Source organism: Bacillus sp. mrc49 (genome assembly GCF_002803435.1).
Genome location: NZ_PHNG01000709.1, coordinates 1 through 18,461, shown reverse-complemented (window position 1 = coordinate 18,461; position 18,461 = coordinate 1). Strand labels below are relative to the sequence as shown.

Genomic DNA, 18,461 nt, shown 5'->3' with positions numbered 1-18,461 from the left:
CTGCTTTAAGGGTTGTATAGCATTCCGTTTTGTCATTGCGATGATATATATATGCTTGAGACCCACATTCATGCCAGAGCGAGTCTTATGAATTCAGTAAAATCCTTTCACCGATATGACGGCTCATGTGTTAGAATTATCAGAAAACGAATCGGGGTAGGGATGTTCATGAGAAAAAAGATCGCCTGTTTGCATGCACACCATTCAAATATAGAATACATAGAAAAAGCGTTTTCGAAATTCGATATGGAATGGCTTCATTTCGTAGATTCAGGATTGATGCATCGGGTGGCATCAGATGAAACGTTTACTTTTTCGGATGCTTCAAAAAAGGTGAAAGAACAGATGGAATGGATGGCCGAATGTAATGTGGATGCCATCCTGATAACCTGCACGAACTATATTGCTTTTTTAAACGAAGAACAGCTATCGCTGTCTATCCCCATCATTAAAATCGATGAACCATTTTTTGAGCTGGTTTGCCAAGTGCAGCAGCCGCAAGTGATGCTATTCACGAACCCTGCTACGGTCGAAGGAACCATGAAACGTTTAAACGCCCATTCAAGAAATTATGGGGGCGTCGATGTTGAAATCATCATCATCGAAAGTGCCTTTGATTTGATCATGCAGGGTTTGAGCGAGACATATAACCAGGAGATCGTAAATCGCTTATTGCAATTGAATGAAGAAAAAAGACAGATCTCGGTGGCTCAGTTATCAATGGTCAAGGCAGCGATGAGCTATGAACGTCTGACAGGAGATGCCATTATAAATCCGCTGCAGGCATTAGTCGACTTCATGGCCACTCGACTGGATCTAAGGCCCTCAATTGAAAAAGAGCACATTTGAAGGGTCAGTTGTTAACTAATAGGATAAGGCCTCCCTGTATTGTAAGGCCGAGACAGGGGGGCTTCATTTATCCTTATTTCGGATTTGTTCACGGATGGTTTCAAGTTCATCCAAGGATAAAACCGTCAGGGAATTTCTTATTTCCTCCTCCACCCTTTTCCGATCAAGCTCCCTATATTCGTTCCACCAATCCCGCAAACCCTCTGTGTTTTCAAGAAGATATTCAATATCGATTTCTTCTTGCTCGTCATCTGATAAATATTTCATGACCGCTCCCAATAATCGATTGAGTTGGGCTATTTCATGTTCCACAACTGGTGAAGCGGCATCTTTCTTTTTCTCAACATCTTTAGCTGGTACATTTCGCGTGGCCATAGTAACCTCCCATTTTAGTAATAGTGTGCCTGAAAGAAAGGATTTCACAATCATTTTTTTAAAACCTGCTTATGGCAGGGGGCAGTCCTTTAAAGGAAAGGGGCTAATAATTCGTTATTATTATTCCAACAAAAACCTCGCTAGAATATATATGTTATCACATCAATCCACAAAATCGCTTTTTAAACAAGTCGGCAAGTAGGTAGGAGAACGGGCATGTTCGGCATTCATCCGACCTTTCACCCTTTATTCGCTTGATGGAGGCAGGAAATGCTAATAAAGGGTCTGGACAAGCAGGGACTTTAGGGAATGAAAAAAGGGGGAGGAGCATAAATTGAATGGAAGGGAGTGGATAGATGAAAATGTTCATCAAATTAAGTGTGGCCAGTGTCTCCGGTGCGGTTGTCTATTTAATTTATACTGTTAACCAGACGTTGCGAAAGGGCATGGGGACGCTGGAGGAAACAAATAAGACATTGGAAGAGGTAAGAAATGCCGTACATGGATTGACGCATGAGTCCAAACAATTGATCCACTCTGCAAATCAAATAACCGCAGATGTAAAGGGTAAGATGGAAAATGTCGACCCTCTGTTGGAAACTGCTCAAGACGTAGGCGAAATGATTCATAATGTAACACATTCAATGAAGGAGGCCAGTTTGAATGATTCCAAAGATCGTTTAAGCACTCCTACAGCCCCGCCACAAGCGGAAGCAGAGGGCGTTCAAATCAAAATTAAATAAGTTGGTCAATTAAAAACACAAGTCACCCCGGTATCCACTCAAATATCCAAACCAATTGCATCAACACTTAAAATTAGAGGGGGAGCTTTTATCATGATTATCCAATATAGTGTAGCCGCGATCGCTTTGGCGTTCATATGGCTCGTCGTTTTTTTGATCGGTACTCTTCAAAAAGGCATGGTGACGATAGGTGAAGCCAATAAAACATTGGTTGAAGTGAGAAATGCCATCCACGATTTATCGGGTGAATCGAAACAATTATTGCAAACGGCAAACGACATCACCGACGATGTGAAAGCGAAAATGAAAACCGTCGAACCGCTATTGGATTCCGCTCAGGATGTTGGGGAAGCGATTCATTCGGTGACGGACTCCGTCAAAAAAGCCACAAACGGATTTCGGACAGAGCTTTCACCGAAAAAAATCAAATCAATCAAACCGAAAAGTCAAATCAGGTAATGGGAACATAAAAAAACACGAAAGACACTACCGCATGGGGAGTGTCTTTTTTTTAAGTATGTATGATAATGGACGTTTACCTTGATGGTTCCTCGAGTGAAATATCGGACCCAAGTCTCATACAGATTTCCAACCTCCTGTATGAGAATATGGAACATCAAGCTGTCATGAAGTTGTCTTTATTTATCCGTTTTTTCACCATTGGGGTTGCCTGCAGATTTAGAGTCGTTGGAATGCTTGACTCCTTTACTTACATAAGGTTTTGCGCTTTTTTTCTTGTTGGCGCCCGTTTTCCAGCGATTCCAGCCCTTCTTGCCCGTTCCTGTCCCTGTGCCTTTACCCGTACCGCTCTTAGCCTTAGCTTTACTCATGAAATCACTCCATTACTATATGTATGGTTTACTTAAACCATTTTACTTGATTATTACCCAAGTATGTTGAAATATACAGCAACCAAGGTGATATGTACAGGGAAAGGCTCATTTTTTTAACCTGAACCTTCAAAACGGCAAGCTGGATGATCATGAGGGAGTGCCTTGATCAACCTTCTCACTTAATGGACATCGATCTGGATTTCGTTAAGAAGATGCTTATCCCGATTTTTTTGCAAATGGTCAAGTAATGCATGAACGTTAGCAAAACAGCTCCTGTATTCATCCCTAATATGATTCCTCCCATATTAAGTGAAGCTTGGGAGCCAAGGATGTACATCATTAAAAAGGCGACGATATGTGACCAGACCGTGTGAATGAAAGCATCTTTCACCAACCCTAAGCCAATGAGATAGGCTTGCATGGGAATGACAAAGAAATGAAAGAGAAAGTAAGGACATAATAACTTCAAATAGTAAGTTGCAGAGGTTGAAGAAAAAAAGAGTGAGGTCAATGGTTCGGCAAAGAAATAAATGAAACACACCGCAGGTACCCCATACAATACGGTAAAAGACATCGATTTTTGCAATAATACCCTCAACTTTTCCTTGTCCTGATTCTTGTACGCGTTCGAAACATTCGGGATGAGCATGATCATCAGGGAATGTGCGATAAAGGCCGGGAAAAACCCAATGGTCATCGCAACTCCCGTGAGCATACCGAAATGCTCCGTAGCCACGACGGCCCCGAATCCAGCCGAAAGAAGTGCTGTATGAATCAAAAAAGGCTGAATCGCATTCGTTATCGCATGGAAAATCCTTAACCCCATGGTTGGCAGCGATACCGCCAATAATGTCTGCCGGGCATGCTTTCCACTTGTTCGTGTGTTCGTTCCGCGTCCCATGATCCTCATTTGCAGAATCAGAAGATTCACCAAGTAAAGAAAAACGATGAACTCACTGCCAATCAATACGAAAAAGGCCATTAACAGCGACTTTTCTTGATTGAAATGGAATAAGTTGAAAATGAAGAAAAGCAAACCAAATTGAATGATGTCTTTTAAAAAATTGGAAAAGGCGATTTTCCCCATTTGTTGGACACCCATGAAATACCCTCTCGCGATGGAAGAAAAGGCGACGATAGGGATCAAGATGATGAGCAGCCATTTAATATAGGGGTGATAACGGTCCATGACGGATGAAAAAGAAAGGATGAAAGGCATGACCACACACATGATCAAGACGACGACTGCAGCCATTTTAAGCGCATGGATGATAAGGTTATAATGCATGTTCCGTTTATTTTCTGCAACGAATTTTGATATGGAAATATGTAATTCAAGGCTGGCGATCACATATATCAAAAAGAAAATGGGCAATAGGGACATATATAATCCCATGCCCTCCTCGTGTAATTCCCTGGCTAGGATCATGTTCACCAAAAACTCGATACATTCACCGAAAAACGCTGCAATAATCAAGATGAGCGTTCCCTTATAAAAAGACTTCATGTTGGCCCACTCCTAACAAGGTGTTTGTATATAGATATGAGACATGCCATGGAATATTCATAAGGAACTCCGTCCGAGGAGATGCATTCCTGAGTCATCGCCCTGAAGATCCTGACGCTCATGAACCGAAATATTAAGTAAGAATCATGAAAGGAGGAGACTTCACTTCCATTCTCCATCATCAACTAAGCGCTTCCTTCATCCTTTTTTTTCTACAAAAAATAATGGTGCCGCACTTGTGTCAGATAATCTATTCCATTCGGGAAAGCTTTATAGAAGTCTTTAATTTCGCTTTGTAATTGAAGATTTATTTTGCTATCCTGTAGCAGAGGGGATGATCAATATGAAGTTCACATCTATAAGTCCAGCAAACATAGATGAATTGTGCATTGCGTTTGAAAGCTGCCTTACGAGGCATGACATCACATTTAAATATGTCGACATGAGGGAAGAGAATGGGATCATTTCGTTCATATTTTGCAATGACCCGGAAGAAGCAAGGTCTGTCGAATTGGAAAGCGGCCGCTTCATAGGATTGGAAACGGATTACATAGCCAAGGAAATTTTGGAGCCCATCCTGCCGAGGTTGAAAGAATTTGCACAAACTAAAAATCATCGATTCGGATGATTTTTTGGAAGTGAATTTAGATGAAGCTTAAATTCACCATCCTATACATGCTATCATCCGCCAAATCGGGATATTCAAAAAGAAGAAGCAGCCTTATGTGTGGAACAGCAGGCTGCTTCTTCTTTTTGATATGGGAAGCGGATGGGGAAAGTAGTGATCAATCAATGGTTGACCTCTCTCATTCGCTTTAGTGGTGTTAAATCACCATTTTTTTACCCTCGGCCAATTGCACTTCCTGTTGAGAAGTAGCCGCTTCCTTGGATTTCTTCACTTTAAAGTGGTACACCGCATAACAACCAATGAAGAACGCTCCGCCGCAATAGAGGGCCATGCGCTGCTCGGGAACAAATGCCAAACTGATCATGACGATGCAGTTAGCTATTAAAGCAAGTATTGGAATGATCGGGTATAGCGGCACTCTGAATTTGAGGTCTTCTGCCTTGCCGCCTTGGCGGACATAGGCCCTCCTAAAAGCGAGCAGGCACGCGGCAATGGCTATCCAGCCAATTTGAGCCCCAAGGCCTGCAAGGGAAAGAAGGAAAACAAATACCGTTTTTGCAGCGATGACGCTTGAAAGTAAAGACAATCCAGCGATGGCTAGGGTGATGAGTAAAGCATTGAGAGGAACCCCTCTCTTGTTTACCATACCGAGCTTCGGACTGGCCATGCCTTCCCTTGATAGCGAGTACAGCATTCGTGTCGCTGCATAAAGGCCGGAGTTCGCGACTGACAATAGTGCGATTAAGATGATGAAGTTCATGATATCAGCCGCATAGGGAACGCCTATACTATCCAGTACAACAACGAAAGGACTTTCAACGATTCCTGCTTTTTCCCTTGGAATCAGCGCAGAGAGTACTGAAACAGAAAGGACAAAGAAGAAAAGGGTTCTCCAAACCGTTTGTTTAATGGATTTAGGTATGACCTTTTCCGGATTTTCACTTTCTCCAGCAGCAATTCCGATCAACTCTGTGCCCTGGAAAGAAAAGTTCACGGTAATCATCGTGATAAGCAGGGCGGAAATGCCGTTCGGGAAGAGGCCTTCATTGAAAAAATTCGAGAAAAACGGCGCTTCTTGGCCACCCTTCATATCAATAAGACCAAACATGGCGGCACCGCCAACACCGATAAACAGGATGATGGCCAATACCTTTATGCTTGAAAAAACAAACTCCGATTCGCCGAAGGCTTTGGCCGATAGAGCGTTGAGCATGAATATGAGCAACGCGAAGATCGCACACCACATCCACACGGGTGATTCAGGAAACCACCTTTGCATAAGCTGTCCTGCTGCCAAAAATTCCAAGGCAACGGTAACGGCCCACCCTAACCAGTATAGCCATCCTATGGCAAAGCCGGTTCCAGGACCGATGAATTTGGTCGAGTATGTTTGAAACGAACCGGCTACGGGCATCGCAACGGATAGTTCACCTAGGCACAGCATGGTCAAATACATGATTAACCCGCCGACTATGTAAGAGAGGATCGCACCAAGCGCTCCTGCTTCATGAATGGTGTAGCCAGATCCAAGGAAAAAGCCCGTACCAATACATCCCCCTATTGAAATCATGAATAGATGTCTTGCTTTCATGCTCCGTTTTAATTCATTTGGTTGATTTTCTGCTGTTTTCATTGAAAAACTCCTTTACCTGATGGGTGCAAACGGTTTCATTTATGTTAGAACGGTATTAGGGAATATGTGTTTTTCCATGCACATGTGTAAAAGCTTGATTTTGAATCTAAGTTGCTGTTGAATTCCCTCGGATAAGAAATCACTTCTACATACCGGGCAATGTGAACAGTGCCGGTGCAGAAATAATTTCGATAGTGCCGATCAATAAAGAAAAGGAAGCCAAGCGTCAGGAAATCAGGGATGGTAAACTTGCTCCTTTTATGCTCATCCATCAAGCATTCTTACGAAGCATGGGCTTTTTCAATGGAGAATCCATGAATGAAAGCTTAATATATTCCTAGCTTGTCTTGCATTAATGGCCTTTATTTTACATCGGCCAGTATATCAGCTGTGACAAAATGATCCTCTGCTCCATATAATAATTTTTCGCCAAGAAGTGAGCCCATTAGAGCAACTGCCACTTCAGCCGTTTTATTATGCTCGTCCAAAATTGGATTGATCTCGACAAACTCTGCTGATGTGATGATATTAGCTTCAGCCAGCATTTCCATCGCAAGGTGGCTCTCGCGGTAGCTGATTCCTCCCATAACCGGTGTCCCCACGCCAGGTGCATCATCCGGATCAAGTCCATCAAGATCTAAGGATAAATGTACAAGATCCGTGCGTTCCTTCAGGTAGGCTATCGATTCTTCCATCACTCTTGTCATGCCCATTCTATCAATCTCATGCATGGTAAAAACTTTAATTCCTTTCTCTCGAATCAACTCTTTTTCCCCTTGGTCCAAGGAACGGGCCCCAATGATGACGATATTTTCCGGTTTGACTTTCGGGGAATATCCGCCAATGTTAGTAAGGGCAGGGTGTCCAAGTCCCAAACTTACTGCCAGCGACATCCCGTGTATATTTCCCGATGGGGAGGTTTCCGCCGTGTTTAAATCTCCATGGGCATCGTACCAAATGACTCCTAAGTTCTCGGAATGCTTGGCTAAACCTGCTAACGTGCCAATGGCTATGCTGTGATCGCCACCTAATACTAGTGGAAAGCGATTCGATCGGATGACTTCATCCACTTTTTGGCTCAGTTTTTCATTGCCTTCCGCTACATCTTGCAGATTCTTTAAATTTGTATCTGAGTCACTTTGTGCTCTTTCTTGTATCTCTACTCTTATATCGCCTTCATCATGAACAGTATAGCCAATGTTCTCAAGTCTCTCGCTCAACCCTGCATATCTAATGGCACTTGGCCCCATATCGACTCCTCTTCTTGTCTGGCCAAGATCCATCGGGACTCCAATTATTGATATTTCTTTTTTCATGAATGATTCTCCCCTTTCAGTTTTCTCCCCTAGTATAAGGGTAAAAGGATGGATGACTCAACTCGACATTTTTTTGAATATTTATACGATTGGGAAAAGGATGACATCCATAAGCGGAATTGCCTATTTTCAGTTTAAGGAAAACATGGAAATCTGCATGGCGTAATGGACAAAATCAAGGGGAAATCCCACTACTAGTGGGCCTGGAACTTCCAGGATGATTGTTTCATTTTATTCCAAATTAGAAGGAAGATATCGAATTTCCAGAGTCCGTGTCCTACATTTCAAGTCAACCTTTATTCAGGAATTGATACACTGATTGATCAAAAGGGTGGAAGGATTTTCAAATTTTATCGGAATATAGTAAGAATGAAGGGGAAAATGTGGTTTTCTGCGATATTTCGCTTTGCTGGCATAATGAATTTGGTGAATTTTTTCAATAATGGATCAATTGGAAAACTAGAATTGAACGAGATGCATTCATGCAACAAAGTAAGGAATGCTAGGTCGAGCAGAAGAATAGAAGCTTTAGGTCGGTTGCAGTCTGTGAAATTCTGCTCAAACTAACTGTATAAAGGGGTAGTGCTCCGATAATCTCAAAAGTTGTAAGATTCGCCTATTTTTTCGCCTTTGAGAAGGGGCGATAATGCTGAAAGTGAGAATGAAGTACTGTTGGCCCCTTTGAAGTCACCGGCGAAGAATGAAAGATTTTCACAAACGTCGCAATAAATTGCGCTCCCTGTGTTCAATGAATAAGAAAGAATTTCCTTTATGTTTCTTGTTAGTTTATGAAAAAAATATTTTTTCCTTTCCTATGAGACGCAAAGTCAATTTTCCAAAACGACCTCCGGCCCAATTTCCATTACCACATGATTAGAATACTTTGATACAATATTTTAATGGAACGTACCGTAAAGGGAGCGATGTACTTGGAAAGTTTTCAAAGGGATATGAATCATGATCGAGATGAATTAAGAAAGATAAGGTGGAAACAGCATCGTCTTCAGGTTACACAGTTATTCGAAGCCGTTCTTTCAAAGGAACCGATGGTTGAAAAAGTGGCGATCATCGGTGCTGGGAATTGCGATGATCTCGATCTGGAATATCTTGTCGCCCGATGCCAATCGATTCATTTATTTGACATAGATCAGGAAAGTATGGAAAAGGGTATAAAAGGCTTGCCAGAGCTTGCCCGGAAAAAAATCCAGCTTGTAAAAATCGATGTTACTGGTCTCGATACAATCGGTTTTGATGGTGATTTATCCTTGATGTTGGATCGAGGTGAAAAGGCAGGGGTAGTCATACAGTATGTAAAAGATACCGAGAGTCGGTTAAACCAGCTTTCTGAACAACTTTTCGCTGAGTATTCTTTTGAGTTTGACATTGTAACGACCTCTGCCATTTACACTCAGCTTTTTTATAATTGGGCCATGGATTTGCTTGCTGAGCATGGCGACAACTATCAGGAAAACGATGTTGAACTGATAAAAGAAGCATTCTTGGATTTAAGGGATGAGATCGTACGTACACTGAGTCACTCCCTGTCCAAATGTATCAAGAAAAATGGGTTTTATCTTACATGGACGGATATTTTGAAAATCGAGCCCGAGTATAGCGATGCCATCAAAGGAGGGATTAATGCCGTTTTTACCTTGGCAGCCAATGTAGGCTATGGGGCGTCATTGATAGGTCTGAAAGCTTTTATGGAAGAAGTCGATAAAAGGGAATTAACTCTTCGATATTGGTCATGGGATTTTAATGTCGATAAACGGTATTTGACGATTGGGGCAATCGGGAGGATATGTGAAAGTGAGAAGAACTAAAAATGGATTTCCAGGGGAAATAAGCACATCTGCGCATATTTCCCTTTTTTCTTATTTAAAAGAAGATCTGACACAAGTAGATGAAAGGTATAAAAAATCGATTGAAAAATTAACTATTTGTCTAATGATTTCCCAATAAAGAATGGATAGAATGAATCTACGGAATCTGAATATTCAAACACAAAAGGGGAAGGTGTGCTCTAGAAAATTTTTTGTTGAGTAAATATGAAGGGGGTGGGCGCTTGCTAGCTGATATCGTGTTCGTGAACGGTGAGGTCATTACAGTTGATCGGAAAAATTCAGTAGCCGAGGCCATGGCAGTGAAAGGAAATCTAATCTCTGCGGTTGGAACCAATCAGGAGATGAAAGCTTTTATCGGAGAAGATACGAAAGTGGTCGATTTGCGGGGGAAATCATTACTTCCAGGGTTCATAGATTCCCATATTCATCTTATATTGTACGGTGTCAATCAGTTGGCAGTAAGCTGTAAAGCGGATCATATCAAATCAGTCGCTGATTTGTTAAATGACTTGAAGAAGCAAGCAGCATCCATCCCAAACGGTGAATGGATCCGCGCATGGGGATTCAATGAAACCGCGGTGAAAGAAAAGCGATATCCAACCATCGCTGAGTTGGATGCCATATCAGAAAACCATCCGATCATGGTAACCAGAACATGCAGCCATATAAGTGTGGTGAACCGGAAGGCGTTACAGATAGCAGGAATTGATGAGAGTACGGTGAGCCCGCCAGGTGGAATCATTGAAAAGGATGAAGGTGGGGGGATCACTGGCAAACTTATTGAAACGGCACATATGATGATCGCCGAACGGGCTGGTTATACGGAAAGGGAACTGGAGAAGGCAGTAAGAATCGCTTCGGAACATTTCATTGCCGCAGGGATAACCAGCATTCACGAAGCCGGTGCACATGGACCTGACAGTTTGCGAATCATGCAGCAAGCGGTTAAACAAAACGATATCAGCGTCCGCATTTATGCGATGATCGGTTCACTGAATAAATCGCATGAATTCGTCAACAAAATGGTGGCTGCGGGGGTCGTAACCGGAACTGGGGACGATAGATTCAAAATCGGTCCGGCAAAATTGTTTACGGATGGCAGCAGCACGGGTCCGACCATAGCCACTAGGGAGCCTTATTCAAGCGATCCCGGCAATTTCGGCATCCTCTATTACACGGAAGAGGAAATTTATCAGGTGTTGGGTGAAGCACATGCCAAAGGCTATCAAATCACCGTGCATGCCCAAGGTGACAAAGCGATAGACATGTATTTGAACTGTGTGGAAAAGGCTTTGAAGGAATCACCAAGAAAGGATCATAGACATCGAATCGAGCATGCAGGAATATCTACGCCCGATTTGCAGCGGAGGATGAAGCAACTCGGAATCATCCCCATTCCCAACCCGCCATTCCCTTTTGAATTCGGTGATATATATATCGAACATTATGGTGAGAGGGTGAATTATATGTACGCCGCCCGTGATTATATCGATAACGGCATACTGTCTGCTGCTGGTTCCGATGCGCCCGTTACGGATCATAACCCTTTATTGGGCATACACGTAGCAGTAAATAGAAGAAGCAGCTCCGGTGCAAACATAGGCACGGCACAATCGATACGGGTATTGGAAGCGATCAGGCTATATACGTGGAATGGAGCTTTTGCTAGTTTCGATGAAGCGATCAAAGGCAGTATCGAGGTAGGGAAGCTGGCCGACTTAGTCATCCTGAATGATAGCATTTTGAAGGTCAAGCTCAATGACATAAAGGAATTGAAAGTGGAAACAACGATTTTAAATGGAGAAATACTATATAATAGCGAAACTTTGGTAGGAATATAGAAGAGGGAAATAGCTTTACAACCAAGACCTTCACTTTCGATTTTGTAAATGCGCGCATGAATGATGGAGCATGTAATGTAATCATGAAGGGGGATATTCGCTATGAAAAAACAAAAGGTAATAATCAATGGGGATAGGCTGAGCCGCACGCTTGAGGAATTCGCCGATTTTGGACGCACGGAAAACAACGGAGTTACACGGTTATCCCTTTCGGAGGAGGATCGGCAAGTCCGTGACTATTTTTGCTCCTGTTGCAAGGAATTGGGGATGACCATTCAGATAGATGATATGGGGAATATTTACGCTACCTTGGCCGGTCTTGAAAACAAACCGCCCATTGTGATGGGGTCACATATGGATACCGTTAAAAAGGGAGGCCGGTTTGATGGAATCTTGGGCGTGGCTGCAGGACTCGAGGTCGTTCGGACTTTGGTGGAAAATAATCTCCAGCCTAAAATCCCGATAATGATCGTCAATTTCACAAATGAAGAAGGAGCCAGGTTCGAACCTTCCATGATGTCATCGGGCGTTCTTTCCGGTAAATTCGAAAAGGCCCTGATGCTGCAAAAGACGGATAGTGAAGGGACCACCTTCGAAAACGCTTTGCATGAGATTGGCTATGCAGGGGATGAAGCGGTGCGTTTAAAAGAAGCGACTGCATTTTTAGAGTTGCATATCGAGCAGGGCCCCATCCTGGAGCGAGAATCTTTAACGATCGGAGTCGTTGAATGTGTCCTGGGGATGGTGTGCTATGATATTGAAGTCACCGGGGAGTCCAATCATGCCGGAACCACTCCGATGAATATGAGAAAGGATGCCTTCTTCACTGCCAATACCTTGATCATGGAGGCCCGGCAAAAGTTAGCGATGCTTCATGACGAGTTGGTATTCACGATGGGAAGAGTCAATGTTCTTCCTAATATCCATACGGTCATCCCCAATAAAGTGGTGTTTTCATTAGAGGCCAGACATAAAGATCCGAAGGTCATCAAACAGGTTGAGGAAATCATTGCAGGTTTTGCAACAAATGGCTCAGAAAAGGACTGCGAGATCAAAGTGAAAAAATTATGGGACAGGAATACGGTTTGGTTCGACGAATCAATTTGTGATTTGCTTGAACAATCGACCATCTCGCTAGGCCTGCCTTATAAAAGGATGGTTAGTGGAGCCGGACATGATGCCCAGTTTATAGCTAGTTATATCCCGACAGCCATGATTTTCGTTCCAAGCATCAACGGAAAAAGCCATTGTGAAGAAGAGCTTACTGCTTGGGAGGATTGTGAAAAAGGAGTCAATGTCCTATTGGAAACTATCCTTACGATTCAATCCAAATGAGAGGACGGCCCAGCCAAATCCTTTGACAGACAGAAATGCTTACCTGCCATCAGTTTGGAGGGAATGCCCGCTATGCTGATGGCGGTTCATCCATGCCAGAATACCTATTACAGGGAGGGTACAAGTTGAATGCTATCAAACTATTGCTTTTTGTTCCATTCTTAGGGTTCCTTGGTTTATTGCCTTTTGCCAATAAAGTGGAGCCATACATATTGGGAATGCCATTTTTGTTATTCTGGGTCGCTTTTTGGATGGTCATGGCATCAGTGATTTTGATGATCGTCTATAAGTTCGATCCTGATAATGAAGGGAGTGATCTCGATTGAACATTTCGTTACTCATCATTTCCTCCTTCTTGTTTTTAGCTCTCTATTTGGGGATCAAAGCAAGAAAAGGAAAGGATATGGATATGGAGCAATTTGCTTTAGGAGGCAGGGGCTTCGGAACCTTCTTCATTTTTTTGTTGATAGCAGGTGAAATTTATACAACCTTCACATTTCTGGGCGGAAGCGGGTGGGCTTACTCCAAAGGGGCTGCGGCTTATTATGTACCTGCTTATATCTTTTTAGCTTACGTCCTCTCATATTGGCTCGTCCCTAAAATCTGGAGATATTCAAAACAACATTCGATCATCTCCCAGCCTGAGTATTTTGCCTCTAAATACAAAAGCCAATCAATGGGAATGATCGTAGCGGTCCTGGGTAGCTTAGCCCTTGTTCCGTATATTGTCATCCAGCTTAAAGGCTTGGGCATCATTGTTTCAGAAGCATCATATGGAGCCATCTCCCCGGTGGCGGCAAGTGTCATCGGCGCCATCGTGGTTACGACATATGTCATGATTTCAGGCATCCACGGTTCAGCATGGACGGCGATCCTTAAAGATTTCATGATCTTGGTAGTAGTGATATTTTTGGGGATTTACATTCCTTTTCATTACTTCGGTGGCATTCAGCCCATGTTCGAAACGGTACAGGCCGCTAAACCGGAAATGTTAATTTTGGCAGATCAAGGGTTGAGTCAATCCTGGTTTGTTTCTACCGTTTTGTTGAATGCACTCGGATTCTATCTTTTGCCACAAACTTTCATGGTCGTATTATCGTCGAATGGGGAGAGAACGCTTAGGAAAAATGCGATCGCTTTACCATTGTATACACTATTATTGCTATTCGTCTTTTTCATAGGCTTTGCCGCTATCATGGAAATCCCTGGACTGCAGGGGGCAGATGGGGATCTTTCCCTGTTAAGGCTGGCGATTCAAACCTTCGATCCATGGGTGATAGGCCTGATTGGAGCAGCAGGCTTATTGACGGCGCTTGTTCCAGCCTCAGTGATGCTAATGGCTGCCTCGGTTGGTCTGACAAATAGCTTTTTCAAAGTTCTGGTCCCTGCTGCATCTGAAAAGCAGCAATTGGTCGTCTCAAGAATGATCATCATAGCTATCTCCATCATTGCTTTAATTGTAACGATAACAGGCGGAGAAGCGCTCGCCATCTTGAATATCATGTCATATAGCCTGATAACCCAGCTAGCACCTGCCTTGTTTTGCAGTTTGCCAAAAAACAATATCATCAACAAATATGGTGCGATGGCAGGGATCCTGGCAGGTGTACTGATCGTATTGTATGCCACGATTGCCGATGTGAAAATAGCAACCTTCTTGCCTGATGTGCCTCACGTAATCAATGATATCAGTACAGGCGTCATAGCCTTGTTTTTAAATTTGCTAGTAACGATCATCGTAAGTTCATTGACTAAGCATATGAATATAAAAGGGACGGAAGTGGAAAATTTAAATAAAATTTCCTGATCGTTTGTGGTCACCTGTGCAGGAGCAGGGAAAAGACTGACGGAGACTATGGAGGTGCTTCGTGAAAATCAACATATCGGCTTGCCAATTCAAGGTCGAAAAAGTGTCGACGTTCCTTGAATTTCAGAATCAAGTAGAAGACTTGATCAGCCAAGTGCCTGAAGACTCGGATTATATCATTTTTCCTGAACTGTTTACCATCGGCTTAGCAGCGACACATGAAGGAATGGATGAGACATCCGTAATCAAGATTGCTGAATATGCGAATCAATATAAACATCTTTTCAGAACGATATCAAAAAAGAGGAAGCAAGTGATCATTGCTGGTTCACATTTGGAAAGACGGAAAAATGAATACTACAACATAGCCTACATTTTCGACAAGGACGGAACATGTGCCGAGCATAAAAAAACTCATATCTTTCCTGCCGAAGCAAATTGGCAAACTTCCGAAGGAGATGATCTGGATGTGTATTCCATCGGGCCTGTCAAGATTGGAATAGCGGTTTGTTATGAAGCGGAAATTCCCGAAGTTTCAAGAATATTGGCCATGAAGGGGGCAGACATTATTTTTTGCCCATCATATACGTTTACGGAGGCAGGTTTTTGGAGAGTGCGCCATTGCGCGCAAGCACGTGCAATCGAAAATCAGGTGTACTTCGTTCATTGTCCCACTGTAGGTGAACCGGGGGTGCCGCTTCCGAGTGGATATGGCCGTGCCAGTATTCTTAGCCCCTGTGATAAAGCCTGGACAGCCGATGGAATCGTAGCCGAGGCAAAAACGGCCGGACAAACTGTCATTACCGGCACGGTGGATATGGAGGAACTTTATCGAAACCGTAAAAGCGGTGCAGCTACCACTTTCACCGATCGTGACCGCCGCAAAGACTTGTATGCTAAATATGAGCCATATAAAGGCTGATTGTCTTTTTGTAATCAAAAAGGACTGAATTTTCGAAATATATTGCCGGATGCGCCCATTATAATATATGTAACCATTTCATCTTGTACCATATAAAGAGCGACCTTATTTATGGCTGTTATGATGTCTGTAATGGCAGGAGGAACAAAATTGTCGATGTGGAATGCTCGACCACGCTATCGCTCACAACGAGGTTCATTCACTACTTGTTATCGGGTAAATCCATCCTTCAAACCGATGAATTGGAGGAAGAAATCAAGAGACGGTATTTTGGCTCTTCTCAGAAGGCACTGACTGTCGCCTAAAGGAATGCGAGCATTAAATATCGGCAACTTCATCAGCTATAGCCGCTTCTTTTGTTATTCGCAAATGAAATCCAGCTGTTAAAAAGGGCATCAGCTCTCTTTGGCAGCTGGATTTTTTTTGTAGTGTTTTGTATCGGTTCATTGTCTGTGAAATGGTTGAGTAAACAAGACGTTTCCATTCATAAAGTAAAGAGTCGAATACCTTACCGTACAGGGGAGGGCATTTCACAATGGGTTAGGCATTTCTCGGACATCCCACCTATGTGCTGGGATGTCCGGGTTTGGCTTCGATTGCTCGGGCTTCACCTATTCCATGTATCATGCCAATGGAACTACGATTCCAAGGGACTCTTCATTCAGGCTCAACACGGAATTAAGGTCGAACGAGAGCACCTCCAACCAGGCTACCTACTATTTTTTGCCCATGATAACGGAAAGGAAAGGTCCATCATGTCGGCATGTATATCGGTGACGGCAAAATGATCCACTCTCCAAGTAGCTCTACATACGTAAGGATAGATAAAATAAGCACATCGGGATACGATTTGAACCTGACGGGGCCAGAAGGTATATCAATTGATCTAATCAAACAGGGCGAACGCAAATACCGAATGGTAAATGAGGGAAGCAATCTCCTGGTTGATTCGAGTTATAGTGGGGATGGCACCGAATAATCCGTACTTAAAGGGAAATTATGGTATAATTATTATGGAGTTATCCAATAAAAAAGGGGGGTTCAATCATGATCACATTTCCAAAACCTGATGTTGAGCAATTTTTACGGACATTTTCCATTGGCGATTTTATCGTAAGACCTGATGAAAAACAGTTGGTTTTCAGTACGAATTTGAGCGGCAAGTACAATCTATGGGGGATGGATTTACCCAATACGTTTCCATACCCGCTTACATCCATCGATCAAAGCTGCCAGGAGCTGTTATTTGATAAACAAGGTCGTTTCATCATAGCCGGTTTTGATCAAGACGGGAATGAAAACACCCAGTTTTATGGGATCCCCTTGAGGGGAGGAACCATGAAGGAGATCATCAACCATGAAAACACCCGGAATTTCATGCCGATTTTATCGAATGACAGCCAAAGGCTTTATTACACAACGTCGAGAGGAAATCCGTCCTTTTTAAATTCCTATTGCTTGAACCTGGAATCAGGACAGGAAACCCAATTACTCGAGGGGGAAGATGCGGCAACCTATATCATTGGTTTCAGTCCTGATGAAAAAACCTTTCTTTATCACAAGCACTATGCAAATACATATTCCCTCCTCTATGCGAAGAGTGGAAGCTGTGAGATTTTGCTTACACCTCCATCCGAGAAACAACATACAGTCACACACGGTGTTTTCGTCTCGGATTCCCTGATTTATTTATTGACGGATTATGATTCGGATTACACTTACTTGGCCTCTTTTAATCTAGATACCAATCAATTTACGAAAATAAAAGAATTGAAGAGTGAAAGCTTTACGGCCCTTAAATATAATGAAGAATTACAACTGTTATTTGTTGCGAGCGAGAAAGGAGTAGTCGATCATTTATATGAGCATGATCTGAAAAATGGGGACTGGACGAACATCCCCATTCCATGCAGTGTCATTCAAAAACTTGAGGTTGCAAGATCAGGTGCACTCTACTTATCTGGCATGAGCGCAACCAAGCCTCATAATATTTATAAAAGAACGGATGATGAGTGGGAACCATTGACTGCCTACACGGTCCCAGGTGTCGAGACCACCGAATTGGTGGAACCGGACATCATTACCTATCCTTCCTTTGATGGCTTGGAGATCGAATCGTTATTTTTTCGCGCAAATAAGGAAAATGATACTGGCGAAGTCATTTTCTGGCCTCATGGCGGTCCTCAAGCCGCAGAACGCAAATTTTTCAGAGCATCATTTCAGTTTTTCCTGAACAATGGATATAGTATTTTCGCACCGAACTTTCGCGGCTCCACTGGATATGGCTTACAATTCATGAAAATGGTAGAAGGAGATTGGGGACATGGACCGCGCCTGGATAATATAGCCGGTCTGGATTGGCTGATTGAACAAGGATATGCCCGAAAAGGGAACATACTATTGATGGGCGGAAGCTTTGGCGGGTATATGGCATTGCTGCTACATGGCCGTCATGCCGAGTACTTTAAGGCGGTGGTCGATATTTTTGGTCCATCCAACCTATTTTCCTTCATCGAATCCGTTCCTGAAGACTGGAAGCCAGTCATGGATCAGTGGGTTGGGAATCCGGAAAAAGATCGGGAGAAATTAATCGAGTACTCGCCTATTACCTACCTGGATTCCATGACCAAACCCATGCTAGTCGTACAGGGGGCGAATGATCCGCGTGTCGTCAAAAAGGAATCCGATCAAATCGTGCAAGCCTTGAAGGACAAGGGAAGAGCTGTCGAGTATATGCTCCTGGAAGATGAAGGACATGGTTTTTCAAAAAAGGAAAATGAAATGGCCGTCTATCGAAAAATACTATCCTTCTTAAACCAATATACAGC

20 protein-coding genes are annotated in these 18,461 nt (G+C 43.0%); 15 read left to right on the top strand and 5 right to left on the bottom strand.

Annotated features, from left to right (window positions below; all coding sequences use genetic code 11):
- The first annotated feature begins 162 nt into the window (after window positions 1–162).
- Window positions 163–849: a hypothetical protein gene (locus CVN76_RS17175; RefSeq protein WP_100532270.1), complete on the top strand. Its 687-nt coding sequence runs from the start codon at window positions 163–165 to the stop codon at window positions 847–849.
- A gap of 63 nt (window positions 850–912) precedes the next feature.
- On the opposite strand, the gene CVN76_RS17170 is transcribed toward CVN76_RS17175, so the two are convergent.
- Window positions 913–1,224 carry a hypothetical protein gene (locus CVN76_RS17170; protein WP_100532269.1) on the bottom strand — a complete coding sequence of 104 codons (312 nt, stop codon included), beginning with the start codon at window positions 1,222–1,224 and terminating at the stop codon, window positions 913–915.
- 356 nt (window positions 1,225–1,580) lie between these two features.
- On the opposite strand from CVN76_RS17170, the gene CVN76_RS17165 reads away from it, so the two are divergent.
- Both CVN76_RS17165 and CVN76_RS17160 read left to right on the top strand, forming a co-directional pair.
- Complete coding sequence (locus tag CVN76_RS17165; RefSeq protein WP_061141933.1) at window positions 1,581–1,967, top strand: DUF948 domain-containing protein; 387 nt, start codon at window positions 1,581–1,583, stop codon at window positions 1,965–1,967.
- 93 nt (window positions 1,968–2,060) lie between these two features.
- The gene (locus CVN76_RS17160) at window positions 2,061–2,426 is read left to right on the top strand and encodes a DUF948 domain-containing protein (RefSeq protein ID WP_100532268.1); all 366 of its coding nucleotides are present in this window, start codon (window positions 2,061–2,063) and stop codon (window positions 2,424–2,426) included.
- A 179-nt stretch (window positions 2,427–2,605) separates the two neighbouring features.
- On the opposite strand, the gene CVN76_RS17155 is transcribed toward CVN76_RS17160, so the two are convergent.
- Window positions 2,606–2,797 (bottom strand): DUF3934 family protein, encoded by a 192-nt coding sequence (locus tag CVN76_RS17155; RefSeq protein ID WP_100532267.1) that lies wholly within the window; start codon window positions 2,795–2,797, stop codon window positions 2,606–2,608.
- Between the two features lie 178 nt (window positions 2,798–2,975).
- Window positions 2,976–4,307, bottom strand: a complete 1,332-nt coding sequence (locus CVN76_RS17150; protein ID WP_100532266.1) for an oligosaccharide flippase family protein — start codon at window positions 4,305–4,307, stop codon at window positions 2,976–2,978.
- Between the two features lie 343 nt (window positions 4,308–4,650).
- Between CVN76_RS17150 and CVN76_RS17145 the strand changes: the two genes are divergently transcribed.
- Entirely contained in the window at window positions 4,651–4,935 is a 285-nt protein-coding gene (locus CVN76_RS17145) for a hypothetical protein (RefSeq protein ID WP_100532265.1), read from the top strand.
- 196 nt (window positions 4,936–5,131) lie between these two features.
- Here CVN76_RS17145 and CVN76_RS17140 read toward each other — a convergent pair whose 3' ends face one another.
- Together CVN76_RS17140 and rocF are read right to left on the bottom strand one after the other, a co-directional pair.
- Complete coding sequence (locus CVN76_RS17140) at window positions 5,132–6,568, bottom strand: amino acid permease (protein ID WP_100532264.1); 1,437 nt, start codon at window positions 6,566–6,568, stop codon at window positions 5,132–5,134.
- 362 nt (window positions 6,569–6,930) lie between these two features.
- Window positions 6,931–7,884 (bottom strand): arginase, encoded by a 954-nt coding sequence (gene rocF / locus CVN76_RS17130; protein WP_100532262.1) that lies wholly within the window; start codon window positions 7,882–7,884, stop codon window positions 6,931–6,933.
- 929 nt (window positions 7,885–8,813) lie between these two features.
- On the opposite strand from rocF, the gene CVN76_RS17125 reads away from it, so the two are divergent.
- The 11 genes from CVN76_RS17125 to CVN76_RS17085 form a co-directional block, all read left to right on the top strand.
- Entirely contained in the window at window positions 8,814–9,707 is an 894-nt protein-coding gene (locus tag CVN76_RS17125; RefSeq protein ID WP_100532261.1) for a hypothetical protein, read from the top strand.
- Window positions 9,694–9,846 carry a hypothetical protein gene (locus CVN76_RS31105; RefSeq protein ID WP_157805695.1) on the top strand — a complete coding sequence of 51 codons (153 nt, stop codon included), beginning with the start codon at window positions 9,694–9,696 and terminating at the stop codon, window positions 9,844–9,846. Before CVN76_RS17125 ends, CVN76_RS31105 begins: the two co-directional genes overlap by 14 nt.
- 103 nt (window positions 9,847–9,949) lie before the next feature.
- Window positions 9,950–11,569 carry an amidohydrolase gene (locus CVN76_RS17120; RefSeq protein WP_100532260.1) on the top strand — a complete coding sequence of 540 codons (1,620 nt, stop codon included), beginning with the start codon at window positions 9,950–9,952 and terminating at the stop codon, window positions 11,567–11,569.
- A gap of 102 nt (window positions 11,570–11,671) precedes the next feature.
- Window positions 11,672–12,904 carry a Zn-dependent hydrolase gene (locus CVN76_RS17115; protein WP_100532259.1) on the top strand — a complete coding sequence of 411 codons (1,233 nt, stop codon included), beginning with the start codon at window positions 11,672–11,674 and terminating at the stop codon, window positions 12,902–12,904.
- Window positions 12,905–13,029: 125 nt separating this feature from the next.
- Window positions 13,030–13,230, top strand: a complete 201-nt coding sequence (locus CVN76_RS17110) for a DUF3311 domain-containing protein (RefSeq protein ID WP_100532258.1) — start codon at window positions 13,030–13,032, stop codon at window positions 13,228–13,230.
- Window positions 13,227–14,711: a sodium:solute symporter family protein gene (locus CVN76_RS17105; RefSeq protein WP_100532257.1), complete on the top strand. Its 1,485-nt coding sequence runs from the start codon at window positions 13,227–13,229 to the stop codon at window positions 14,709–14,711. The genes CVN76_RS17110 and CVN76_RS17105 overlap by 4 nt, the downstream gene beginning before the upstream one ends.
- Window positions 14,712–14,772: 61 nt before the next feature.
- Complete coding sequence (locus CVN76_RS17100) at window positions 14,773–15,633, top strand: nitrilase-related carbon-nitrogen hydrolase (protein WP_100532256.1); 861 nt, start codon at window positions 14,773–14,775, stop codon at window positions 15,631–15,633.
- A gap of 83 nt (window positions 15,634–15,716) precedes the next feature.
- Window positions 15,717–15,938 (top strand): DUF3870 domain-containing protein, encoded by a 222-nt coding sequence (locus CVN76_RS32425; protein ID WP_157805694.1) that lies wholly within the window; start codon window positions 15,717–15,719, stop codon window positions 15,936–15,938.
- 271 nt (window positions 15,939–16,209) lie between these two features.
- A complete protein-coding gene (locus CVN76_RS32130; protein ID WP_332850649.1) occupies window positions 16,210–16,410 on the top strand; it encodes an NlpC/P60 family protein in 201 nt (66 codons plus the stop codon).
- A complete protein-coding gene (locus tag CVN76_RS32125; RefSeq protein WP_332850648.1) occupies window positions 16,397–16,612 on the top strand; it encodes a hypothetical protein in 216 nt (71 codons plus the stop codon). Before CVN76_RS32130 ends, CVN76_RS32125 begins: the two co-directional genes overlap by 14 nt.
- A 68-nt stretch (window positions 16,613–16,680) precedes the next feature.
- On the top strand, window positions 16,681–18,461 hold a 1,781-nt coding region (locus tag CVN76_RS17085; RefSeq protein WP_100532254.1), incomplete at its 3' end, for a S9 family peptidase.